The organism is Sphingopyxis witflariensis (assembly GCF_002205635.1).
GTDB lineage: Bacteria > Pseudomonadota > Alphaproteobacteria > Sphingomonadales > Sphingomonadaceae > Sphingopyxis > Sphingopyxis witflariensis.
Window position 1 is genome coordinate 303,925 of record NZ_NISJ01000001.1, and the last position, 19,731, is coordinate 323,655.

General features: G+C 63.6%; 21 protein-coding genes, 2 tRNA genes and 1 pseudogene. 14 read left to right on the plus strand and 10 right to left on the minus strand.

Going from position 1 to position 19,731, the window contains the following annotated elements:
- Positions 1-39: 39 nt before the first annotated feature.
- Together CDQ91_RS01565 and CDQ91_RS01570 are read right to left on the minus strand one after the other, a co-directional pair.
- Positions 40-765 carry a COG3904 family protein gene (locus CDQ91_RS01565; protein WP_237245767.1) on the minus strand — a complete coding sequence of 242 codons (726 nt, stop codon included), beginning with the start codon at positions 763-765 and terminating at the stop codon, positions 40-42.
- Entirely contained in the window at positions 749-1,318 is a 570-nt protein-coding gene (locus tag CDQ91_RS01570; RefSeq protein ID WP_237245768.1) for a hypothetical protein, read from the minus strand. Before CDQ91_RS01570 ends, CDQ91_RS01565 begins: the two co-directional genes overlap by 17 nt.
- Before the next feature lie 148 nt (positions 1,319-1,466).
- On the opposite strand from CDQ91_RS01570, the gene CDQ91_RS01575 reads away from it, so the two are divergent.
- Entirely contained in the window at positions 1,467-1,913 is a 447-nt protein-coding gene (locus tag CDQ91_RS01575) for an RrF2 family transcriptional regulator (protein ID WP_088470953.1), read from the plus strand.
- Positions 1,914-2,061: 148 nt separating this feature from the next.
- On the opposite strand, the gene CDQ91_RS01580 is transcribed toward CDQ91_RS01575, so the two are convergent.
- A tRNA-Ala gene (locus tag CDQ91_RS01580) sits at positions 2,062-2,137 on the minus strand.
- A 121-nt stretch (positions 2,138-2,258) separates the two neighbouring features.
- Positions 2,259-2,585, minus strand: a complete 327-nt coding sequence (locus CDQ91_RS01585) for a TIGR02300 family protein (RefSeq protein ID WP_088470954.1) — start codon at positions 2,583-2,585, stop codon at positions 2,259-2,261.
- A 124-nt stretch (positions 2,586-2,709) separates the two neighbouring features.
- Here CDQ91_RS01585 and aroA point away from each other — a divergent pair, with 124 nt between their 5' ends.
- The 5 genes from aroA to CDQ91_RS01610 all read left to right on the plus strand — a co-directional run bounded on the left by aroA (position 2,710) and on the right by CDQ91_RS01610 (position 7,804).
- Positions 2,710-4,050, plus strand: coding sequence for a 3-phosphoshikimate 1-carboxyvinyltransferase (gene aroA, locus CDQ91_RS01590; protein WP_088470955.1), 1,341 nt, complete (start codon positions 2,710-2,712; stop codon positions 4,048-4,050).
- The gene (locus CDQ91_RS01595) at positions 4,047-4,685 is read left to right on the plus strand and encodes a hypothetical protein (protein ID WP_088470956.1); all 639 of its coding nucleotides are present in this window, start codon (positions 4,047-4,049) and stop codon (positions 4,683-4,685) included. Before aroA ends, CDQ91_RS01595 begins: the two co-directional genes overlap by 4 nt.
- Positions 4,682-5,311 (plus strand): (d)CMP kinase, encoded by a 630-nt coding sequence (locus CDQ91_RS01600; RefSeq protein WP_088470957.1) that lies wholly within the window; start codon positions 4,682-4,684, stop codon positions 5,309-5,311. Before CDQ91_RS01595 ends, CDQ91_RS01600 begins: the two co-directional genes overlap by 4 nt.
- Before the next feature lie 301 nt (positions 5,312-5,612).
- A complete protein-coding gene (gene rpsA / locus CDQ91_RS01605) occupies positions 5,613-7,325 on the plus strand; it encodes a 30S ribosomal protein S1 (protein ID WP_088470958.1) in 1,713 nt (570 codons plus the stop codon).
- Between the two features lie 167 nt (positions 7,326-7,492).
- Positions 7,493-7,804 carry an integration host factor subunit beta gene (locus CDQ91_RS01610; protein WP_167836658.1) on the plus strand — a complete coding sequence of 104 codons (312 nt, stop codon included), beginning with the start codon at positions 7,493-7,495 and terminating at the stop codon, positions 7,802-7,804.
- Positions 7,805-7,959: 155 nt separating this feature from the next.
- Here CDQ91_RS01610 and CDQ91_RS01615 read toward each other — a convergent pair whose 3' ends face one another.
- Positions 7,960-8,727: an ABC transporter permease gene (locus CDQ91_RS01615; RefSeq protein WP_088470959.1), complete on the minus strand. Its 768-nt coding sequence runs from the start codon at positions 8,725-8,727 to the stop codon at positions 7,960-7,962.
- Positions 8,724-9,680 carry an ABC transporter ATP-binding protein gene (locus CDQ91_RS01620; RefSeq protein ID WP_088471390.1) on the minus strand — a complete coding sequence of 319 codons (957 nt, stop codon included), beginning with the start codon at positions 9,678-9,680 and terminating at the stop codon, positions 8,724-8,726. The genes CDQ91_RS01615 and CDQ91_RS01620 overlap by 4 nt, the downstream gene beginning before the upstream one ends.
- Before the next feature lie 91 nt (positions 9,681-9,771).
- Between CDQ91_RS01620 and CDQ91_RS01625 the strand changes: the two genes are divergently transcribed.
- From CDQ91_RS01625 to CDQ91_RS01660, 8 genes and pseudogenes are all read left to right on the plus strand, one after another.
- Positions 9,772-9,858: transfer RNA gene (locus CDQ91_RS01625), tRNA-Leu, on the plus strand.
- A 94-nt stretch (positions 9,859-9,952) separates the two neighbouring features.
- Positions 9,953-11,458 (plus strand): ABC transporter substrate-binding protein, encoded by a 1,506-nt coding sequence (locus CDQ91_RS01630; RefSeq protein WP_088471391.1) that lies wholly within the window; start codon positions 9,953-9,955, stop codon positions 11,456-11,458.
- 41 nt (positions 11,459-11,499) lie between these two features.
- Positions 11,500-11,922 (plus strand): DUF4112 domain-containing protein, encoded by a 423-nt coding sequence (locus CDQ91_RS01635; protein WP_088470960.1) that lies wholly within the window; start codon positions 11,500-11,502, stop codon positions 11,920-11,922.
- Between the two features lie 67 nt (positions 11,923-11,989).
- A complete protein-coding gene (locus tag CDQ91_RS01640) occupies positions 11,990-14,110 on the plus strand; it encodes a prolyl oligopeptidase family serine peptidase (protein ID WP_174688453.1) in 2,121 nt (706 codons plus the stop codon).
- Between the two features lie 228 nt (positions 14,111-14,338).
- Positions 14,339-15,088 carry an HAD family hydrolase gene (locus CDQ91_RS01645; RefSeq protein WP_158213587.1) on the plus strand — a complete coding sequence of 250 codons (750 nt, stop codon included), beginning with the start codon at positions 14,339-14,341 and terminating at the stop codon, positions 15,086-15,088.
- 4 nt (positions 15,089-15,092) lie between these two features.
- Positions 15,093-16,247, plus strand: a complete 1,155-nt coding sequence (locus CDQ91_RS01650) for a hypothetical protein (protein ID WP_088470963.1) — start codon at positions 15,093-15,095, stop codon at positions 16,245-16,247.
- Positions 16,244-17,047: an FkbM family methyltransferase gene (locus CDQ91_RS01655; protein ID WP_088470964.1), complete on the plus strand. Its 804-nt coding sequence runs from the start codon at positions 16,244-16,246 to the stop codon at positions 17,045-17,047. Before CDQ91_RS01650 ends, CDQ91_RS01655 begins: the two co-directional genes overlap by 4 nt.
- Positions 17,048-17,251: pseudogene (locus CDQ91_RS01660) on the plus strand (IS3 family transposase); the annotation flags it as partial.
- Between the two features lie 2 nt (positions 17,252-17,253).
- Here CDQ91_RS01660 and CDQ91_RS01665 read toward each other — a convergent pair.
- The 4 genes from CDQ91_RS01665 to CDQ91_RS21620 form a co-directional block, all read right to left on the minus strand.
- A complete protein-coding gene (locus CDQ91_RS01665) occupies positions 17,254-17,907 on the minus strand; it encodes an STN domain-containing protein (protein WP_144036656.1) in 654 nt (217 codons plus the stop codon).
- A 188-nt stretch (positions 17,908-18,095) separates the two neighbouring features.
- Positions 18,096-18,467, minus strand: coding sequence for a FecR family protein (locus tag CDQ91_RS21610; protein WP_237245769.1), 372 nt, complete (start codon positions 18,465-18,467; stop codon positions 18,096-18,098).
- A 117-nt stretch (positions 18,468-18,584) separates the two neighbouring features.
- Positions 18,585-19,001: a FecR domain-containing protein gene (locus CDQ91_RS21615; protein ID WP_419722532.1), complete on the minus strand. Its 417-nt coding sequence runs from the start codon at positions 18,999-19,001 to the stop codon at positions 18,585-18,587.
- Entirely contained in the window at positions 18,893-19,603 is a 711-nt protein-coding gene (locus CDQ91_RS21620; RefSeq protein ID WP_158213588.1) for an RNA polymerase sigma factor, read from the minus strand. The genes CDQ91_RS21615 and CDQ91_RS21620 overlap by 109 nt, the downstream gene beginning before the upstream one ends.
- Between the last annotated feature and the right edge of the window lie 128 nt (positions 19,604-19,731).

Below are 19,731 nucleotides of genomic sequence, written 5' to 3' on the forward strand. Positions count from 1 at the left end.
GTCTACGCCATTCGTTTCTGTTTGCAACCTTGTGTGCCGCTAGTCGGCGGAGGCGTTCGCGACATTATACTGCAGCACTTCGGCCTGGGTCAGGCAGCGGCGGGTCGACTTGTCGTCGCCCTGCCCCGCGACGGCCTTCTGCCGGTACATGACGTCGGTCAGCAGCTTGCGCGACACCCCCATGCGGATCAGGAAATCATTATCCTCGCTGGCGAGGAGCGCGGCATCCTGTTCGATCTCGCCGATCAACTCGGTCGTCGCATCGGTTCCCATCGCGACGCTCATGTCGATCGTGCCGCGGTCGCCAGTGCGGGTGAACATGTGGACCATGAAGATGCCGCCGGGTTCGACGATCCGCAGCTGGCCGCCCATGAAGACGAAATTGCACGCGCTGAAGCAGACCCAATTCTTGGGGATGCGCGTCACCATGCCCGGGTGCTGGCGGATGATCCGGCCGGCGGCATTGCCCGCGCGCGCGTCGCCGCCGGGCGAGCTCACCCAGATTTCCTCGACGTCGGGATTGGCCGCCAGCGCGGCATTGAGCCGGTCGGGCAGCCCCGCATCGATGCGCCCTTCGGCCAGCAATATCTTGCGATCGCCCTGCTTGCGCGGGGTGAGCAGCATCGTCTTGTTCAGCGACCAGCCGGGATTCGCCGGGCAGGTCTTGTTGACCGGGTCCATCGGCGTCGCGCCGAGCAGCGCCAGTCCGGCGAAGAGCGCCATAGCCGGGCGCAGCAGGCGCCGGCCGTCAGGCCGCGATGACATAACGCGCTTCCCCCGGCCCCTTGCACATGCGTTTCGACACCGTGGTTTCCTCGCCCTCGACGATCACGACATCGGTGACGCTCATGCAGCGCCGGCCACCCCTCTCGTCGTTGCGGGCAACGACGGTCGACGATCCGCTGACATTCTCGCGCGTTTCGCTCGTCCAGTTTGCGGTCGCACCGACCGCCTCGCCGCGCGTAACCTCTTCGGTCGCCGCCGCAGCCTGCACCTGCTCGGCGGGATCGAGGCGGCAGGCGATGGCGTCGGTCAGCGTTCCGGCAACCTCGGCGCTTGGTAAATAGCTGCCAAAGCCCGTCCGGCCCGCAGCGTCGCCGATCGCATCGTTCAATATGCCGCCCAATATATTGCGCCCGGCGCGGCTGCCCTTTTTGCCCTTGGGACAGCCGCCATTGTCGCTGTCGGTGCTGGGCGATGGCGTCGGGGTCGGCGACGTCACCTTGCGCAACAGCCCGCCGAACTGCGCCTGTGCTGGCGCAACCGCCAGCATGCACGCGGCGAGAATCGCCGGGGCACCGAATATCTTACGCATCATCCGCTTCACCCTTCTGGTTGCCCTTAACAGGTCGTGCGCGCCCCTTTTATCCTCGCTCCATGCCACCCGCTGTGATTTTCATCAACCATGCGCGATAATCTCATCCAGACAGGTTGAATTAAGGCTGAATATGTCACAGTAACCCTGCATGCTCTCGCAGAAGACCCGCTATACGATCCGTGCTTTCCAGCATCTTGCCGATCATTGGGGCAAGGGGCAGGTCCAACTCGCGGACATTGCGGAGGCGCAGAATATCCCGCCCAAATTTCTGACCGTGATATTGTCGGAAATGGCGCGCGAAGGATTGCTCATTTCGCAGCGCGGGCGCGACGGCGGCTATCAATTGGCGCTGCCGCCCATCGACATCAGCTATGGCGACCTTGTCCGGCTGACGCGCGGCTCGCTGGCGCTGGTGCCGTGCGCTGCGCGCAACGCGCACGAGCATTGCAAAAACTGCCTGCCCGAAGCCGAATGCCGGATGCGCAGTCTGATGCTGAAGGTCCGCGACGACACCGCGTCGATCCTCGATCGCATCTCGCTGGCCGACCCGATCACGATGGAGCCGGTGTTCGAGACCGAAGAAGCGGCGCAGTAAGCACCGTGCAGCAAAAAGGCGGCACAAGCATGGCCGCCTTTGCAAATTTCCAGTCCATTGGGATGAAATCACAGGGCCTTGGCGGGATCAAACCGCCGGTCGATCATCTGCCTTTAGAAGCGTTCGTCCGCGCCGGACTTTGAAGAAGTGGTGGAGCCTAGCGGGATCGAACCGCTGACCTCCTGCATGCCATGCAGGCGCTCTCCCAGCTGAGCTAAGGCCCCACATCTTCAAACGATCGCTGCTGGGTGGCTGCGATCGGGAGGCCGCCTTTACCAGTGCCGGCGGCCGATGCAAGGGGCCAAATGCATCATGCGATGCTTTTTTTGGCCCCTCGCGAAAAAATCAGCTCTCGACCTCATTGTCATCGTCGGTCGTGGCGACGCCCAGATCGTCATCGCCGCCGAGGTCGACGTCGTTGTCGGGCGAATCGCTGTCCTCGTCGACATCGACGTCCAGATCCAGATCATCGTCGACCGCCTCTTCCTTGACGACCTTGCCGGGCTTTTCAGCTTCCTCGAACGGCATCGGCTGTTTCGATTTCAGCACCGATTCCGGGATCCAGCTATAGCCGCAGCTGATGCAGCTAATCGGATCATCCTTGGTCAAATCATAGAATCGGGTGGCACATTTCGGGCAGCTGCGCTTGGCGCCCCATTCAGCCTTTACCATATAAGCCTCGTAACCTTCTGGAAACAGGATAGAAATATCGGAAGACGACGGTAGCTGTCCAGCTTTCCGTCAAATCGGCGTGCGCCTTGCCAGATTGTAGCGGCGCTGTCAAAAGCCGCTCGCCATGACCCATGAACCAGCCACCCCGCGCCGCTTTTCCGCCTCCACTCCACTGGAGGGCAAGATCGCCATTCCCGGCGACAAAAGCATCTCGCATCGCGCGCTGATGCTCTCCGCGCTCGCAGTCGGCGAAAGCCGCGTCACCGGACTGCTCGAGGGACATGATGTGCTCGCCACCGCTGCCGCGATGCGCGCGATGGGTGCGACGATCGAGCGCCGCGACGACGGCGAATGGCGCATCCATGGCGTCGGGGTCGGCGGACTGCTCCAGCCGCGCGAAGCGCTCGACATGGGGAACAGCGGCACCTCGACCCGCCTGCTCATGGGCCTTGTCGCCACCCACCCGATTACCACGACCTTCACCGGCGATGCCAGCCTGTCGGGCCGCCCGATGGGCCGCGTTATCGATCCGCTGTCGCAGATGGGCGCCGACATCAGCGCCTCGCCCGGCGCCAATGGGACCAAGACTCTGCCGCTGATGGTACGCGGTCTCGCCCCTGCCACCCCTCTCACCTATCGCCTCCCCGTCGCGTCGGCGCAGGTGAAGAGCGCGATCCTGCTCGCGGGCCTTAACACACCGGGCATCACCGAAGTCATCGAACCCGTACCGACCCGCGACCATAGCGAGCGGATGCTGCGCGGCTTCGGCGCCGACCTGACCGTCGAGGTCGATACCGACGGCACGCGCCACATTCGCATTGTCGGCGAGGCCGAACTGAAACCGCAGACGATCACCGTCCCCGGCGACCCGTCATCGGCCGCCTTCTTCATCGTCGCGGCGCTGCTCGTCCCCGGCTCCGACATCACCATCGCCAATGTCGGGCTCAACCCGACCCGCGCCGGGCTGATCGATGTGCTGCGCCAGATGGGCGGAAACATCGAACTGATCGATCCGCGCGAAGTCGGCGGCGAACCCGTCGCTGACCTCCGCGTCCGCCACAGCGCCTTGAAGGGCATCGCGGTCGATCCTGCCGTCGCACCGAGCATGATCGACGAATTCCCTATCCTGTTCGTCGCTGCGGCACTCGCCGAAGGGCGCACAGTCACCACCGGCCTCGACGAATTGCGCGTCAAGGAAAGCGACCGCATCGCAGTGATGGCGACCGGCCTCACCGCAATCGGCGTCCGTGTCGAAGAGAGCGAAGACGGCCTGGTCATCCATGGAAGCGGCGGTGATCCGCTCGCCGGCGACGCGACGATCAAAGGACACCTCGACCACCGCATCTGCATGAGCTTCGCGATTGCCGGGCTCGTCAGCAAGGCGCCGGTGACGATCGACGATATCGCGCCGGTGGCGACAAGCTTTCCGAATTTCGAAGCTCTGCTCACGGAACTGGCGCAGTGAAGACGCCCCACCTTACCCTGCTGGTCGCCTCATTCGCCGCCTTCGCTCTGGGCCAGCCGGCGGCAGCTCTGCCCAAGACCGCAGACTCCGTGGGAGCGCTCGACCCGACCACTCACGCTCCGGGGCCGGTCGCGCCCGAAGTCGATGCGTCGTGCGACGGCGATGTCGAATATTGCCCCAGCCCCGACCAGCTTCGCGTGGATGCGAGCTTCTCCCCCCTTCCGATCGACAGCTATTTGGCCGGAGCGCGCGGGGCGCTTGCGCCGACGGAAGAGGAGAATTGCGATCCATCAAGCGGATGCGAATGGCGCGACGGCAACGGCGTGCGGCATTTTGCATGGGGCGACAGCGACGAAGACCTGCGCATTGTCGTCAAGACAGTCGAAGCAAAAGAGTTCGCCGGACGCCCTATCGAAGCGCTCGGCATCGGCACGGCACGCAAACAGGCCGATGTTGTCGCCAACGTCCGGCGGTTTCTTCCGGATGTCGAAATCGCCTGTGACCCCGCCCGTGTGTCGGGCAATGTCGGCCCTGTCGAATGCGGCGCGACGCTAAACCCGGGCTGGATCCAGATCGGATTCGACCTCGACGGCAATCTGCTGCGCGTTCGCTTCGACGGATATCAATTCATATGATCATCGCGGTCGACGGCCCAACGGCATCGGGCAAGGGCACCATCGCACGAGCGATCGCCGAACATTTCGGCCTGCCCGTCCTCGACACCGGGCTGCTCTATCGCGCCGTCGGCTATCAAACGCAGCTCAATCACGGCGATCCCGATAACGCCGCCGACGCCCTCGCCGCTTGCGACTTTCCCGACAGCCTGCTCGATGATCCTGCACTGCGCTATGAAAGCACGGGCAGCCTCGCCAGCCGCGTATCGGTCCACCGGCAGGTACGCGCCGCGTTGCTCCAGCGCCAGGTCGATTTCGCAAACCAGCCCGGCGGCGCCGTGCTCGACGGACGCGATATCGGCACTGTCATCGCGCCGCACGCCGATGCCAAGCTGTTCGTTACCGCCAGTCCGGAGGAACGTGCGCGCAGGCGCCATGCGGAAATGCTCGGCCGCGGCGTCGAGGTGACTTACGAGACCGTCCTTGCCGACATTCATGCGCGCGATACCCGCGACACCGGCCGCGCCGACGCGCCGCTGCGTCGCGCCGCCGATGCCATGCTGCTCGACAACACGAATCTCGATCAGGACGCCGCCATCCTTGCCGCGATCGCCTTCGTCACCGAACGCACCGCGCAGCGCCGTTGATACCGACGCTTTGGGCGCCCGGGCGGCGTCCCTTTTTTCTTTGCTCACAGGTGGCGATTGGACTATAGGCCGCCGCGTCCAACGGGTGTTTTCACCGGTTGAGGCATGGACAGACCGCCGCTCCAAACGAGCGCCGGGCGTGACGGGACGCACCCGTCGCGCGCTTTTTGCTTTACTCATGCCCGACCGCACAGACGTTCGAAGGATGCCGCGCTCCGCATCCGGCGGGCATGGCATATCGGCCACAAGACCAGCGGAACCAACCGCTTGGCCGGAACAAATGAAGTAAGGAACACACTCTATGGCCACTACGGCTTTCCCGACGCGCGACGATTTCGCCGCGATGCTCGATGAATCGCTTGGTGGTGCTGACGGCGGCTTTGAAGGCCGCGTCGTCAAGGGCACCGTTACCGCGATCGAAAACGACCTGGCAGTTATCGACATTGGTTTGAAGAGCGAAGGCCGCGTGCCGCTTCGCGAATTCGCCATGCCGGGCCAGAAGGCCGACATCAACGTCGGTGACGAAGTCGAAGTCTATGTCGACCGCGTCGAAAACGCCAATGGCGAAACCATGCTGTCCCGCGATCGCGCCCGCCGCGAAGCCGCCTGGGACCGCCTGGAAGAAGAATTCAACAAGGAAGCACGGGTCGAAGGCGTCATCTTCGGCCGCGTCAAGGGCGGCTTCACCGTCGACCTCGGCGGCGCCGTGGCGTTCCTTCCGGGTTCGCAGGTCGATATCCGCCCCGTGCGCGACGTTGGCCCGCTGATGGACCTGCCGCAGCCTTTCCAGATCCTGAAGATGGATCGTCGTCGCGGCAACATCGTCGTGTCGCGTCGCGCCATCCTCGAAGAAACGCGCGCCGAACAGCGTTCGGGCCTGATCCAGAATCTGGAAGAAGGTCAGATCATCGAGGGCGCCGTCAAGAACATCACCGATTATGGTGCGTTCGTTGACCTCGGCGGCATCGACGGCCTGCTCCATGTCACCGACATGAGCTACAAGCGCGTCAACCACCCGAGCGAAGTCATCAACATCGGTGACACCGTCCGCGTCCAGATCATCCGCATCAACCGCGACACGCAGCGCATCAGCCTTGGCATGAAGCAGCTCGAAAGCGATCCGTGGGAAGGCGTCGCCGCCAAGTATCCCGTCGGCGCGAAGCTGTCGGGCACCGTCACGAACATCACCGACTATGGTGCGTTCGTCGAACTGGAACCCGGCATCGAAGGCCTGGTCCACGTCAGCGAAATGTCGTGGGTCAAGAAGAACGTCCACCCCGGCAAGATCGTTTCGACCAGCCAGGAAGTCGACGTCATCGTCCTCGAAGTCGACAGCGACAAGCGCCGCATCTCGCTGGGCCTCAAGCAGGCTCAGTCGAACCCCTGGGGCGCATTTGCCGACACCCATCCGGTCGGTTCGGTCGTCGAAGGCGAAGTCAAGAACGCGACCGAATTCGGTCTGTTCGTTGGCCTGCCGGGCGACGTCGACGGCATGGTTCACATGTCGGACATCGCTTGGGGCATCTCGGGCGAAGAAGCACTTCACCTCCACCGCAAGGGCGAGGCCGTGCAGGTCGTCGTTCTCGACGTTGACGTCGAGAAGGAACGCATCAGCCTCGGCATCAAGCAGCTTGAAAAGGGTGCTCCGGCCGTTGGCGGCGGCACCGCTGCTGCTGGCTCGGTGAAGAAGAACGACGTCGTCACCGTCACCGTTCTCGAAGTCCGCGACAATGGCCTCGAAGTTCAGGCTGGCGACGATGGCGCCACCGGCTTCATCAAGCGCGCCGACCTTGGCCGCGACCGCGACGAGCAGCGCGCAGAGCGTTACCAGGTCGGCCAGAAGTTCGATGCGATGGTCATCGGCTTCGACCGTTCGAAGAAGCCGAACTTCTCGGTCAAGGCGATGCAGATCGCCGAAGAGAAGCAGGCTGTCGCTCAGTACGGCTCGTCGGACTCGGGTGCGTCGCTTGGCGACATCCTCGGCGAAGCGCTGAAGGCAGGCAAGAAGGACTAATCCTTTCGCCTGGCTAACACCTGATAAAGGCCCGCAGAGTGTCCCTCTGCGGGCCTTTATCATTGGGTGATATATTTTTGACCATACAATGAATCGTGATACTCTCGCCTCCGCGGTGGGAGGGGTCCTCACGCGAAAAAAGCCGGCATTGTCCGGATAGCCAGCATTTGCAGGATGCGCGCGAAAAGCAGGGGAAGCATATGATCCGGTCAGAACTGGTTCAGAAGATCGCAAGTGAAAACAGCGATTTGCGCTTGGAAGAGGTCGAACGGATCGTCGACAGCTTCTTTGATTCAATCGTCGAGCAACTCGCCGCCGGGGGGCGTGTCGAATTGCGCGGCTTTGGGGCGTTCTCGACCCGCAGTCGTGAGTCGCGTACCGGGCGCAATCCGCGCACGGGGGCGGCGGTCGATGTGCAGGCGAAGGCCGTGCCCTATTTCAAGCCCGGCAAGGAAATGCGCGAGCGTCTGAACGACTGAATTTCGGCTTTCAGAGCCGACATTGCGAGGAACCCCGGACTTGCTCCGGGGCGACGCGACAATCCGCGGCTATCGACCTGACGCCGGGCCGATAGCGGGGGATTGCGTTCCCGGCTTCCGCCGGGTCACAATGGCATGACCGCTTTGCAGCAGCCTCAGTTCTTGAGCCGATATCCCGTCCGGAACATCCAGAAGATCACGCCCAGGCACAGCGTCAGGAACAGCGCCACCGCGCCCATGCTGACGCCGATCCCGACATCGCCCTCGCCAAAGAAGGTCCAGCGGAAGCCGCTGATCAGATAGACGACGGGGTTGAACAGCGTCACCGTCCGCCACGCCGCGGGCAGCATGTCGAGCGAGTAGAAAGCGCCACCCAGGAAGGTCAGTGGATAGACGACGAGCAGCGGGATCACCTGCAATTGCTCGAAACTCTGCGCCCAGATGCCGATGATGAAGCCGAACAGGCAGAATGTTATCGCCATTAACATCATGAAACCCGCCATCCACAGCGGGTGCGCGACCTGAATGTCGACGAACAGATGCGCAGTCGCGAATATAATGGCGCCAATAATCACCGATTTGGTCGCGGCGGCCCCGACATAGGCGATCAACAGTTCGAGCGGCGACATCGGCGCCGACAGCATTTCGTAAATCGTCCCCGTCCATTTCGGCATATAAATGCCGAAACTGGCGTTGCTGATGCTTTCCGTGAACATCGTTAACATCATCAGCCCCGGAACGATAAACGCACCATAGGGCACGCTGCCGACCTCGGTCATGCGGCTTCCGATCGCCGATCCGAAGACGACAAAATAGAGCGCGGTCGTGATCACGGGCAGCATCAGGCTGGTCCAGAAGGTCCGGCCAAAGCGCGCCATTTCGAACAGATAGATTGCGCGGATCCCGCGGATATTCGAAATCATGCAGCCTGCTCCGCCCCATTTTGTTTTGAACTGGTTTCATGCACCAGCCCGACGAAAATATCCTCGAGCGAACTTTGCTTCGTGTGAAGATCCTTGAACCCGATCCCGATGTCGCTCATCCGCCGCAGCAGCGAGGGCACCCCCGTCGCCTCGGCCTGGCTGTCGAATTCATAGACCAGCTCATGCCCCTCCCCCGCCAGTTCGAGCCTCCAGTCGGCCAGTTCGCCGGGTATCGCGTCAAGCGGCTCGGCCAGATTGAGCGTCAGCGTCTTGCGCCCCAGTTTCTTGATCAGCGCATGCTTCTCCTCGACCAGGATCAACTGCCCCTTGCTGATCACCCCAACACGATCGGCCATCTCCTCGGCCTCCTCAATATAATGAGTGGTCAGGATGATGGTGACCCCGCGCTCGCGAAGGCCGCGCACCATGTTCCACATGTCACGGCGCAGCTCGACATCGACCCCCGCGGTCGGCTCATCAAGGAACAATATTTCGGGCTCATGGCTCAGCGCCTTGGCGATCATCACGCGGCGCTTCATGCCCCCCGACAATTCCATGATCTTCGAATCGCGCTTGTCCCACAGCGACAGGTCGCGCAGCAATTGCTCGATAAAGGCAGGGTTACGCGCCTTGCCGAACAACCCGCGCGAGAAGCTGACCGTCGCGATCACGGTTTCGAACGAGTCGGTGTGCAATTCCTGCGGCACCAGCCCGATCATCGACCGCGCGGCGCGATAATCACGGCTGTGATCATGCCCGGCGACGGTCACCGTGCCGCTGCTCGCCGTCACAATGCCGCAGACAATGCTGATCAGCGTCGTCTTGCCGGCGCCATTGGGCCCGAGCAGCGCGAAAATCTCGCCCTTCGCGATATCGAGGTCAACGCCGACAAGCGCCTGATGACCGCTCTTATAGGTTTTTCCGAGACCGGAAATGCTGAGGACTGTTTCCATGCGCGACGGTCTAACCGACTGACGCGGCGCGGTGAAGCCCGCAAACACCGCTTGACCTCTTCGCGGCCATCCGCTTGACGGGCGTTGGTGTGCGGACGTGGCGGAACCGGTAGACGCAGCAGACTTAAAATCTGCTATCCTTTTGGGTGTATGGGTTCGAGTCCCATCGTCCGCACCACCCCCTTATGCGCGACGCGACGCTATCGTCCCTTCCGGTTTCGCTGCGGATGGCTATGATCGGTATTCGCGACGCGGAGGACATTGAGCGCATCATGATGGCAACAGGCAGATATCGGCGCACCGCCATGCAAATGGCGGCGGCAGCGGGCCTTGTGCTATCGGTCACCAGTTGCGGCCTGTTCGGCGAGCGCGGCCCGGTCCGCGTCGCGGCGATCGGCCAGCTGAGTGCCTCGGCAAACCCGATGAACGGCGAATTGTCGGCGGCCAATGCCGCGCTGCTCGATGCAACGTCGCAGGGCCTCGTCAGATATGATGGCGAAGGACAGATCGACACCGGTCTTGCCGAACGATGGACGGTCACCGCCGACGGGCGCAGCTATATTTTCCGCGTCCGCGAGGCCAAATGGACCGACGGGCGCAAGGTGATGGCCGAAGATGTCGCGGCGATCCTGCGCTCCTACCTCGCCACCACCAGCCGCCACGTTCTGAAAGACGACTTCCCGGAGGTCGAGGCGATCCGCGCGATGACCGATAGCGTCATCGAAATCCGCCTGTCGGTGCCGCAACCCGCGATCCTCGAATTGCTGGCACAGCCATCGATGGCGATCGTTAACAAGGGGCGCGGATGGGGCCCGATGCGGCCGCGCAAGATCGGCCGCGCGGCGCTGCTCTCTCCCGTTCCCGATCCGCTCGCCGAGGATCAGGAAGCCGCCGAAGCCGCAGCGAACGACCCAGCCGCGTCGATCGAACTCGTCGGGGCAACAGCCGCAAAGGCGCTCGCCCGCTTCAAGAACGGATATGCCGACGCCGTGCTCGGTGGCCGCTTTTCGTCGCTGCCCTATTTCGCCGCCTCCAACATCGGGCGCAACCGGTTGGTCGTCGATCCCGCCCCGGGGCTGTTCGGGCTCGCCTTCGTGCGCGCCGAGGGCTTTCTTGCCACCGACAGCAACCGTGACGCGCTGGTCCGCGCGATCCGGCGCGAGCGACTGGTCGAGGCCTTTGGCCTGACCGAGTGGCGGTCGCAGGTGACATTGCGCCCTACCCTTTTCACCCGCGACGGCGGCCCTGCCCCGCTCCAGCCCGCGTGGGCCGATTATGACGAGGTATCGCGGCAGACGCAGGCGCGGCGCGTCGTCGATGCCTGGCGCGACGCAGGTCGCGAGATCGAACCGTTGCGCATCGCGGTTCCCGATTCACCCGGCGGGCGCATATTGTTCGCCTATGTCGCCGCCGATCTGTCGGCGATCGGCGTCCCCAGCACCCGCGTCGGCATGACGTCCTCCGCCGACCTCAAGCTGATCGACGAGGTGATGCCCAACGACGACCCCATCTGGGCGCTGCGCCGCCTGTCGTGCCGGCGCGACACGCTGTGCAACCGCGACGCGCAAAATCTGATCGACCTCGCAAACCGCAATGTCGACGCCGGGCAACGTGCGCAGCAGATCGGCGAGGCGGAAGCGATATTGGCGCGCTATGCGCCCTTCATTCCGCTCGCAACGCCGCTCCGCTGGTCGGTCGCAGCGCAGCGACTGACCGGCCTGCGCGCCAACCCCCGTGCTATCCACCCATTGAATCGCATGATCGCCGCACCCAATTAATTGGCAAGCGCGCCCGTTGGCCCGCACCTGAAAGGACCCGAATGGCCCCTTCGTCCCCAAATCCCGAAGCCATTTTCGACGCATTGATCCAGAACCGGAACGATCCCGCCGCGCTGCGCAAGCGCGTCGAGATGCTGGAAATCATCCTCGAACGCAGCTTCATTGTCCCCGGCATCAATCGCCCAATCGGTCTCGACGCGATCGTCGGGCTCGTTCCCGTGGTCGGCGACCTGATCACCGCGGCGATGGGCGCCTATCTGATCTGGGAGGCGCGCAACCTGGGCATGCCGAAATGGAAAATCATACGCATGATGGGCAATCTGGGTATCGATACCGCGCTGGGCGCGATCCCGCTGGTCGGCGATGCGTTCGACTTCATGTTCCGGTCGAACACCCGCAATCTGAAGATCATCAAGAAGCATCTCGACAAGCATCACCCGGGAACGATCATCATCGACCAATAGGCTGTGGCTTTCCTTGGGGTGTCCGGTGGTGCTAGCACAGCGCCGAGACACCCCTTTGGAGAATGACATGATCCGCGCCAGCCTTGCCGCGCTTGCCCTTAGCTGTTCGATCGCCGCCGTTTCGGTCGCCGCGCAGGACGACAACGACCCTTGGCTGTGGCTGGAGGATATCGAAGGCGCAAAGGCGCTCGGCTGGGTGAAAATGGAGAATGCGGCCGCCGACAAGCTGTTGCTCAATCGCCCGGGTTTCGAAGCCGACCGCAAGCGCGCGCGCCAAATCCTCGACGACGACCGGCAGATCGCGATGCCCGATGCGGTGATGGGCGACACCATCACCAATGTCTGGCGCGATGCCGCCAACCCGCGCGGGCTTTGGCGGCAGAGCCCGCTCGATGCCTGGCTCGCCGGCAAGCCCGAATGGACGACGCTGATCGACGTCGACGCGCTCGGCAAGACTGAGAAGCAAAGCTGGGTCTGGCACGGCGCGGACTGCCTCGCCCCCGAATATACACGCTGCCTTGTCTCGCTGAGCCCCGGTGGCACCGATTCGGATATCGTGCGCGAGTGGGACCGCACGACGAAAAGCTTCGTGGAGGACGGCTTCACCGTCCCGCAGGCAAAAAGCAGCGTGACATGGGAAAATGCCGACACGCTGCTCGTCGCCACCGATTATGGCGAAGGCAGCATGACCGCGTCGGGTTATCCACGCATCGTCAAGCGCTGGAAGCGCGGCACGCCCCTGTCGGCCGCAGAAACGGTGGCCGAGGGCGAAGCCGAAGATGTCGGGATGAGCGTCTTTGCCGCAATGGACGGCGACACGCGCTGGCCGGTGATCAGCCGCGCCAAAACCTTCTACACCACTGACTATAAAATCCCGAACATCGATCGCTCGCGCTACATCAGCACGATCATTCCCGACACCGCCGACTTCCGCGATGTGCTGGGCGGACAGGCGATCATCTTCCTCAACAAGGATTATGCCGGGATCGGCGCAGGCTCGCTGGTCTCCCTGTCGCTCGCCGACATGTCCGCCGACCGCAAGGTCGCGATCGTCAAGGTGATGGAGCCCACCAAGGCGCAGGCGATCGAGAGTGTCTCGGCGAGCGACAATATTTTGTGGGTGAAGGCGCTCGACGATGTCGAGGGCAAGCTGTTCGCGCTGCGCCGCGACGCTGCGACCGGCACATGGAGCCGCAAGGAAGTCCCGCTCGCCACCAATGCGACGGTGCAGATCGCCGGCACGGTCGGCAAACGCGACCTTGTCCTCGCGACTGCCGAGACGATGCTGACGCCGCCGACGCTCTATGCCGTCGGCGAAAGCGGCGCGCCCCAGAGCGTGCAGAGCCTGCCCGCGACCTTCGACGCCAAGGGCATGCAGGTCGAAAAGCGTTTCGCGACATCGAAGGACGGCACGCAAGTCCCCTATTTCCTCGTCCGCGAAAAAGGCAGCACGGGTCGGGTGCCCGCGTTGGTCCACGCCTATGGCGGGTTCCGCGCCGCGCAGACCCCGGGATATCTCACCGGCCAGCCCTATCGCGCCGGGCCATTGGGCCTCTTCTGGGTCGAGGACGGCAACGCCTATGTCCTCGCGGGCATCCGGGGCGGTGGCGAATATGGCCCCGGCTGGCATCAGGCGGCGCTGCGCGAAAAACGCCAGAACAGCTTCGACGACCTTCATGCGGTGGCAGAGGATATCGTGAAGACCGGGGTGAGCGCCAAGGGCAGGATCGCAATTTCGGGTCGCTCCAACGGCGGCGTCCTCGTCGGCGCGGCGATGACCCAGCGCCCCGATCTTTATGGCGCGGTGATCTCGGGATCGCCGCTCAAGGATATGCGCCGCTATAACAAGATGCTCGCGGGCGCATCATGGGTCGCCGAATATGGCGATCCCGACAATCCCGCCGACTGGGCGTTCATGTCGAAATATTCGCCCTATCAAAATGTCCGCAAGGGCGTGAAATATCCGCCGATCTTCCTCTATCTGTCGACCAAGGACGACCGCGTCCACCCCGGCCACGCACGCAAATTTGCCGCGCGGCTGCAGGAATATGGCAACAGCGTCTATTATCACGAATATCTGGAGGGCGGCCATTCGGTCGGCGCGGACCATGCCGAGGATGCGGTACGCGCCGCGATGCTCCACGGCTTCCTCCAGCGCGAACTGGTCGAAAAACCACAGCCGAAATGACGTTCGTCGCCGCGCGTCCATAAATGACCTGGAATATCCGTTTACCCTGAGCTTGTCGAAGGGCCGCCCTGTTTTTCAGCGCCGCAGAAGAAGGACGGTGCTTCGACGAGCTCAGCACGAACGGGCGCGGGGATGCCATCATATTTGTGGGTGATGCTCTAGCGGCGACGGCAAAAAACTCATAATCGTGCGGCCGCGGCGAACATGCCGCGATCGGCGGGCGCCACGATGAAAGACGATATGATGGAACAGTGGCAAGTGATGACGGATGCGCCCGCACCCGCCGCCGCGTCGCGCCCCATCGCGCTGTCGGTCTTCGACCTCGACCGCACGCTGACGATCATGCCGACCTACACCCCCTTCCTGCTGTTCGCGGCGCGCACCCGTGCGCCGTGGCGGTTGCTGCTCGCACCGCTGCTGATCCCCGCCGCGCTGCTCTATGCGCTGAAGCTGATCCCGCGCCGGACGATGAAGCCGCTGATGCACCGGTTGATGATTGGCGGCGCGCTGCCGAAGGCCGATGCGCAGGCGCTCGCCGACCGCTTTGCCGACCGCTTGCTCGAAAATGGCCTCTATGCCGAAGGCCGCGCGCTGATCGCCGCCGAACAGGCCACGGGACGCCGTACCATCCTCGCGACCGCGGCGCCGCATTTCTATGCTGCTACGATCGCAGAGCGGCTCGGGATCAACGACGTCGTTGCGACCGCATCAAGCTGGCGCGATGACCAACTGCTCCCTGAACTCGGCGGCACCAACTGCTATGGCGCCGACAAGCTGAGGATGCTGTGCGCATTCCTCGACAGCGCCGGGATCGACCGCACCGCCGCGCATATCCGCTTTTACTCCGACCACGCCTCCGACCTGCCTTTGTTCGAATTTGCCGACGAGGCTTTTGCGGTCAATCCGTCGTCCAAATTGCGCGCCATCGCGGCGGCGCGCGGCTGGTCGCTCCTCGACTGGGACAAGGACGCCCGCTGACATCATGCACATCGGCTTTCTCTTCAACCATCATGGCGGGCATCAGGTCGCGCATGCGCTGCCGATCGCGTTTCAGCTGCGACGGCTCGCGCCAGATGCACGGGTCAGCGTCTTCACCGCCGAGGGAACCGAGGCCGAAGTCCGCCGCCTCGCCGCGACCTTTGACGGCCCCGCGCCCGACATCATCCGCCTCCAGCCGGCATCGACCCTCGCGCGTGCGATCCACCGTGCAACGGGCCGGGCCATCCCCGCCGACACCATTTCGTCGCTCGGGCGCAATCTCGACCTGTTTCGTGATCTCGACGCGCTTGTCGTGCCCGAGAAGACTTCGCTGATGCTGAAGACCCGCTTCGGCCTCCAATCGCTGAAGATCGTCCATACCCGCCACGGCGCCGGCGACCGCGCGATCGGGTTCGACAAGGCGAGCGGGCAGTTCGACCTTGTCCTGCTGTCGGGCGAGAAGATCCGCGACCGACTCGCCGAGGCGGGGCTTCTCAACCCCGGCGGCTATGCGATCACCGGCTATCCCAAATTCGACGTCACCACGCGCAGCGAACCGCCCCGCCTGTTCGACAATGACCGGCCGACGGTGGTTTATAATCCGCACCCCTCGCCCGCACTGTCCTCCTGGTATCGCATGGGACCGCAAATTCTCGACTGGTTTTCCGCCAGCGACCGCTATAATCTGATCTTCGCGCCGCATATCATGCTGTTCGCCAAGCGAGTGACCGCGTCACTGTCGCCCTTCGCGCTTGGCTGGAACAATCCGCCCCGCCCCGATCAATATCCGCAGGATCATATGCTGATCGACATCGGCAGCCCGGCCAGCCTCGATATGACCTACACCGACGCCGCCGACATCTATCTCGGCGACGCGAGCAGCCAGGTGTATGAATTCATCCGTCGTCCGCGGCCGTGCATCTTCCTCAACCCGCGCCACTTGGCGTGGCAAGGCAATCGCGACTTCACCCATTGGACCGCGGGGCCGGTGGTCGAAACGATGGACGAACTCGCCGCCGAACTCGCCGAGCCGCCGCTGCTCTCGGACACGCTGCGCGAACGGCAGCAGGAACTGGTCAACTACAGCTTCAATCTCGACAGCCGCCCCTCATCCGAACGCGCGGCAAAGGCCATCCTCGAATATCTGGACCGCAAATGACCGTCATGCCCTACAGCCCGCCCGCGCCATCGCCCCTCGCCGCCTTCCTCGACTATGGGGTTAAGAAGACGCTGCACAAATGGTCGGCGCGCCTCGCCTCCTCCTTTCAGCAGTCTGACGAGAAGGGGGTCGTGACATCGCGCTATGGCGTCAAGATGCGCGCAAACTGGCCCGACCGCACCTTCCAATATTGCCGCTACGCCACCTATGGCCGCGTATTGTCGGACTATCTTGCCCGGCAGGATATCCCCTTCACCTTCGCCGACATCGGCGCCAATCAGGGGCTCTACAGCCTGCTCGCGGCGCAGAATCCCCATTGCGCGTCGGCGATCGCCTTTGAACCCGTCGCGGCGACCTTTGCGCTGCTCAGCGACAATATCGCGCTCAACGGGCTGTCGGAAAAGATTCAGCCGATCCATGCCGCCGTCTCGCTGCAATCGGGCACCGCAACGATCGCCACCGACGCCGCGCACAGCGGCACCGCCAGCCTGCGCGATTCGGGCGAAGCTGGCGCTGCGGGCACCGAAGAAATCCGCATCCTCGGCATCGCCGAGGTCGACAATATGCTCACCGGCACGCTGCCGCTCGTGATCAAGATCGATGTCGAGGGGCATGAGGAAACCGTCGTCGAAGCACTTGTCGCCTCGGCCCACCTCGGCCGCATCGCCGCAATCTTCTATGAAATCGACAGTCGCTGGACCGACGCCGCCGCGATCGAGGCGCATCTGCGCGCCGCGGGCTTCACCCGCTTCGCGCGCTTCGGTTTCGGCCGCCACTATGACGTGCTGGCCGAACGCTAAGATTTACCGGCACTCACCGAAGATATAATTGCGCTGACTCGGCAACATGCTCGTGATGGCTATCGACGTGTGACGACTTTACTGCACAATGCAGAGTGGCATGTGAACCGCAAGCGGGTCGAACACCTCTCGCGCCGCAAGGGGCTCAAGGGGAAAACCCCTGGTGGCAGGGCTTGCATCGAACGAGAGAATTCTCGCTTTTAATTTCAACACTTAGGACGCCGACTCAAAATTTCTCCCCCACATATTCCCCCACATTTTGCGGAACGTGGGCACCAAATAATCGAACGGTGGTTTAGCGGGATCAGAAATGGAAGTATCGCAGTCGCGCATTTTTGTCGAGCTCGTGCGATGATTCGACGTCGACTTTGGGGGGCGGTCACGGTCGATTGCCCCAGATGCAGCGATATGAAATGCTGCCAGATGACGTTGGCGCGGAACCGGTCGCTCGGCTCCCACGCCAGCGTTGCGCGCGTCGACCAAAGGTCGCGGCCGTTGACGCGCGGCTGCGTGAAACTATTGTAGTCGAAGCCTTCGCGACTGGTCCACGCACCCGCAACGCGGATGCCCAGCGTGTCGGTGATCGGCACGTTGAGCATCCCGCTCGCGCGCATGGTATTGAAGCTGCATTTCCCTCGCGCGGCTGGGCGGCGGGCGATGCCGGAACTACCGAATAGGTCTGTGCGCCGTGCAACCAGCCCGGTGCCGTCGAGCAGGACGACCAGCGCGCGATCGACCGTCATCGCGCCGCGGACGGCGTTGGCCCGCTTGTTCTGCGTATAGCGCCGCGCGGCAACTATCTGGATGTCGGCCTGCCTGCCGAGTTCGGCGATGCCGCTGGCGGCGGCCTGCGCGGGCACCGCGAACGTCTTGCTCTGCGCCGCTGCCGGGCTTGCCGCCCCAACCCAGACGATCGCGACCGATGCCAGAAGTGCACCGCGGCCGATTCCATTCCCCATATCGTCTCTCCCCTGTCAGGCGTTTTTTCGCCCCTGACCAGCAAGAGACCCAAGTTGGCGATTTCCTTTTCCGCGCCGCACCGGTCTCCTCAATTATCAGGCTTTCCGATGCGAATCTGCGCCGGGTCGGACAGATCGACGGGTACCGTCAGGCCGACCTCGACCGCCTTTGCGAAACCCTCCGGATCGTCGGTCCGGAACACGCCGTCGAGCCGCTCGCCCGCGATCGCGGCGTCGCCAACGACGAGTTGGCGCCGGTTGTAGCGGTTGAATTCCGCGACAGCGACGTCAAGGCGGTCGCCCGCGAGATAGATCTTGCCGTTGCGCCATGCGAGCGAGCGAGCGAGCGGTCGATCGACGATAGCGCAGCAGGCGCCTTCTCGATCGCGGCATTGCCGACAATGAAGCCGCGCGATCCGGCCGTCAACCGGACGCGATGCTCCTCGGCGCCCTCGCTCCACACCTCGACCTCGCCTTCGGTGACCAGGACATGCGCCCCGCCGTCACTGCGCCACACCGAGAAGGCGGTGCCGACCGCGCGAACGCGCGCGCGCCGCAGCGACGACGAACGGCCGGTCCTAGTCCTTGGAGACCTGGAACCAGGCTTCGCCACGGTCGAGGCGCACCTGGCGGTCCGCCTTGTCCAGCCGAACGTCGATCGCGCTTGCGGTATCGATCGCCACGATCGAGCCGTCGTCCAGCGGCACTCGCCGCACTTCGCCCACCGCGGTCGCATAGCTGGTCCCGCCCAACAGCAGCACGCCCCCGGCAATCGACGCCGCGATCGCCGCGCCGCCGCCCGCTAGCAGCCCCCTGCGACTGAACCGGGGCACAAGCGCGGCGACCTCGCGCGACGCGGCATGCGCGGCAAACGGGCGATCGAGCGTCATCCACGCCGTCTGTGCGCGCAGCAGGGCCCCCGGATGCAGGGCATCGCGCGCCAACCAGGCGTCAAGTTCCTCCTCGTCTGCATCGGACCAGGCGTCGCTGTCCATCCGCGCGACATAGCGCGCGGCTTCGGCATCGATGTCCCCGGCGCGCCGCTGGGTGATGCGCCGCCTCCTCCGCTCTCGAAGGCAACAAGGCGCGCAGCGCTCACCGCCTCGCCGTCCTGCCAGGCACGCTGAACCGCCTGGACGCCCTGATAGATTTCATTTTCGACAATGCTTTCGCTGATTCCAAGTGCTGCCGCGATCTCGCGCTGCGAATAACCTTCGAGCTTGCGCATCCGGACGATCCGGCCACGGCGCTCGGGCAAAGCGTCGATCAGCGCCAGCAGACGCCGATAGTCGAGCCGGCTACTCGCCTCGCGTTCAGGCGAGGGGCGGATATCGTCGCGATAGGCGTCAATCTCGGCGATCGCCTCGATCGGAACCACCTGCGCCCTACGCAAGCGGCGAATGAGGAGATTGCGGGCGATCGAAAAGAAATAGGCGTCGGAGCGATCGATATGATCAACGCTGTCCAGCGCCGCCAGCCGCGAATAAGATTCCTGGATCAATTCGTCGATATCCTCTTGCGAGGCGCGGGCGCGGGCCAGCCAGGAACGCACGGCGCGTTCGTGGAGAATGACATGCTCGGTCACCCACGCGGCCATGCGGCGTCGCCGCTCGAACTTGACGCCCTTCGTCGTGAGCCTCCCTCCCTCTCCCGAGATATTTTCGTCTTGTCGTCCCAAGAGCCACCAGCGAGATTTTTCCTCTACCATCGCCAAAATTATTGGGC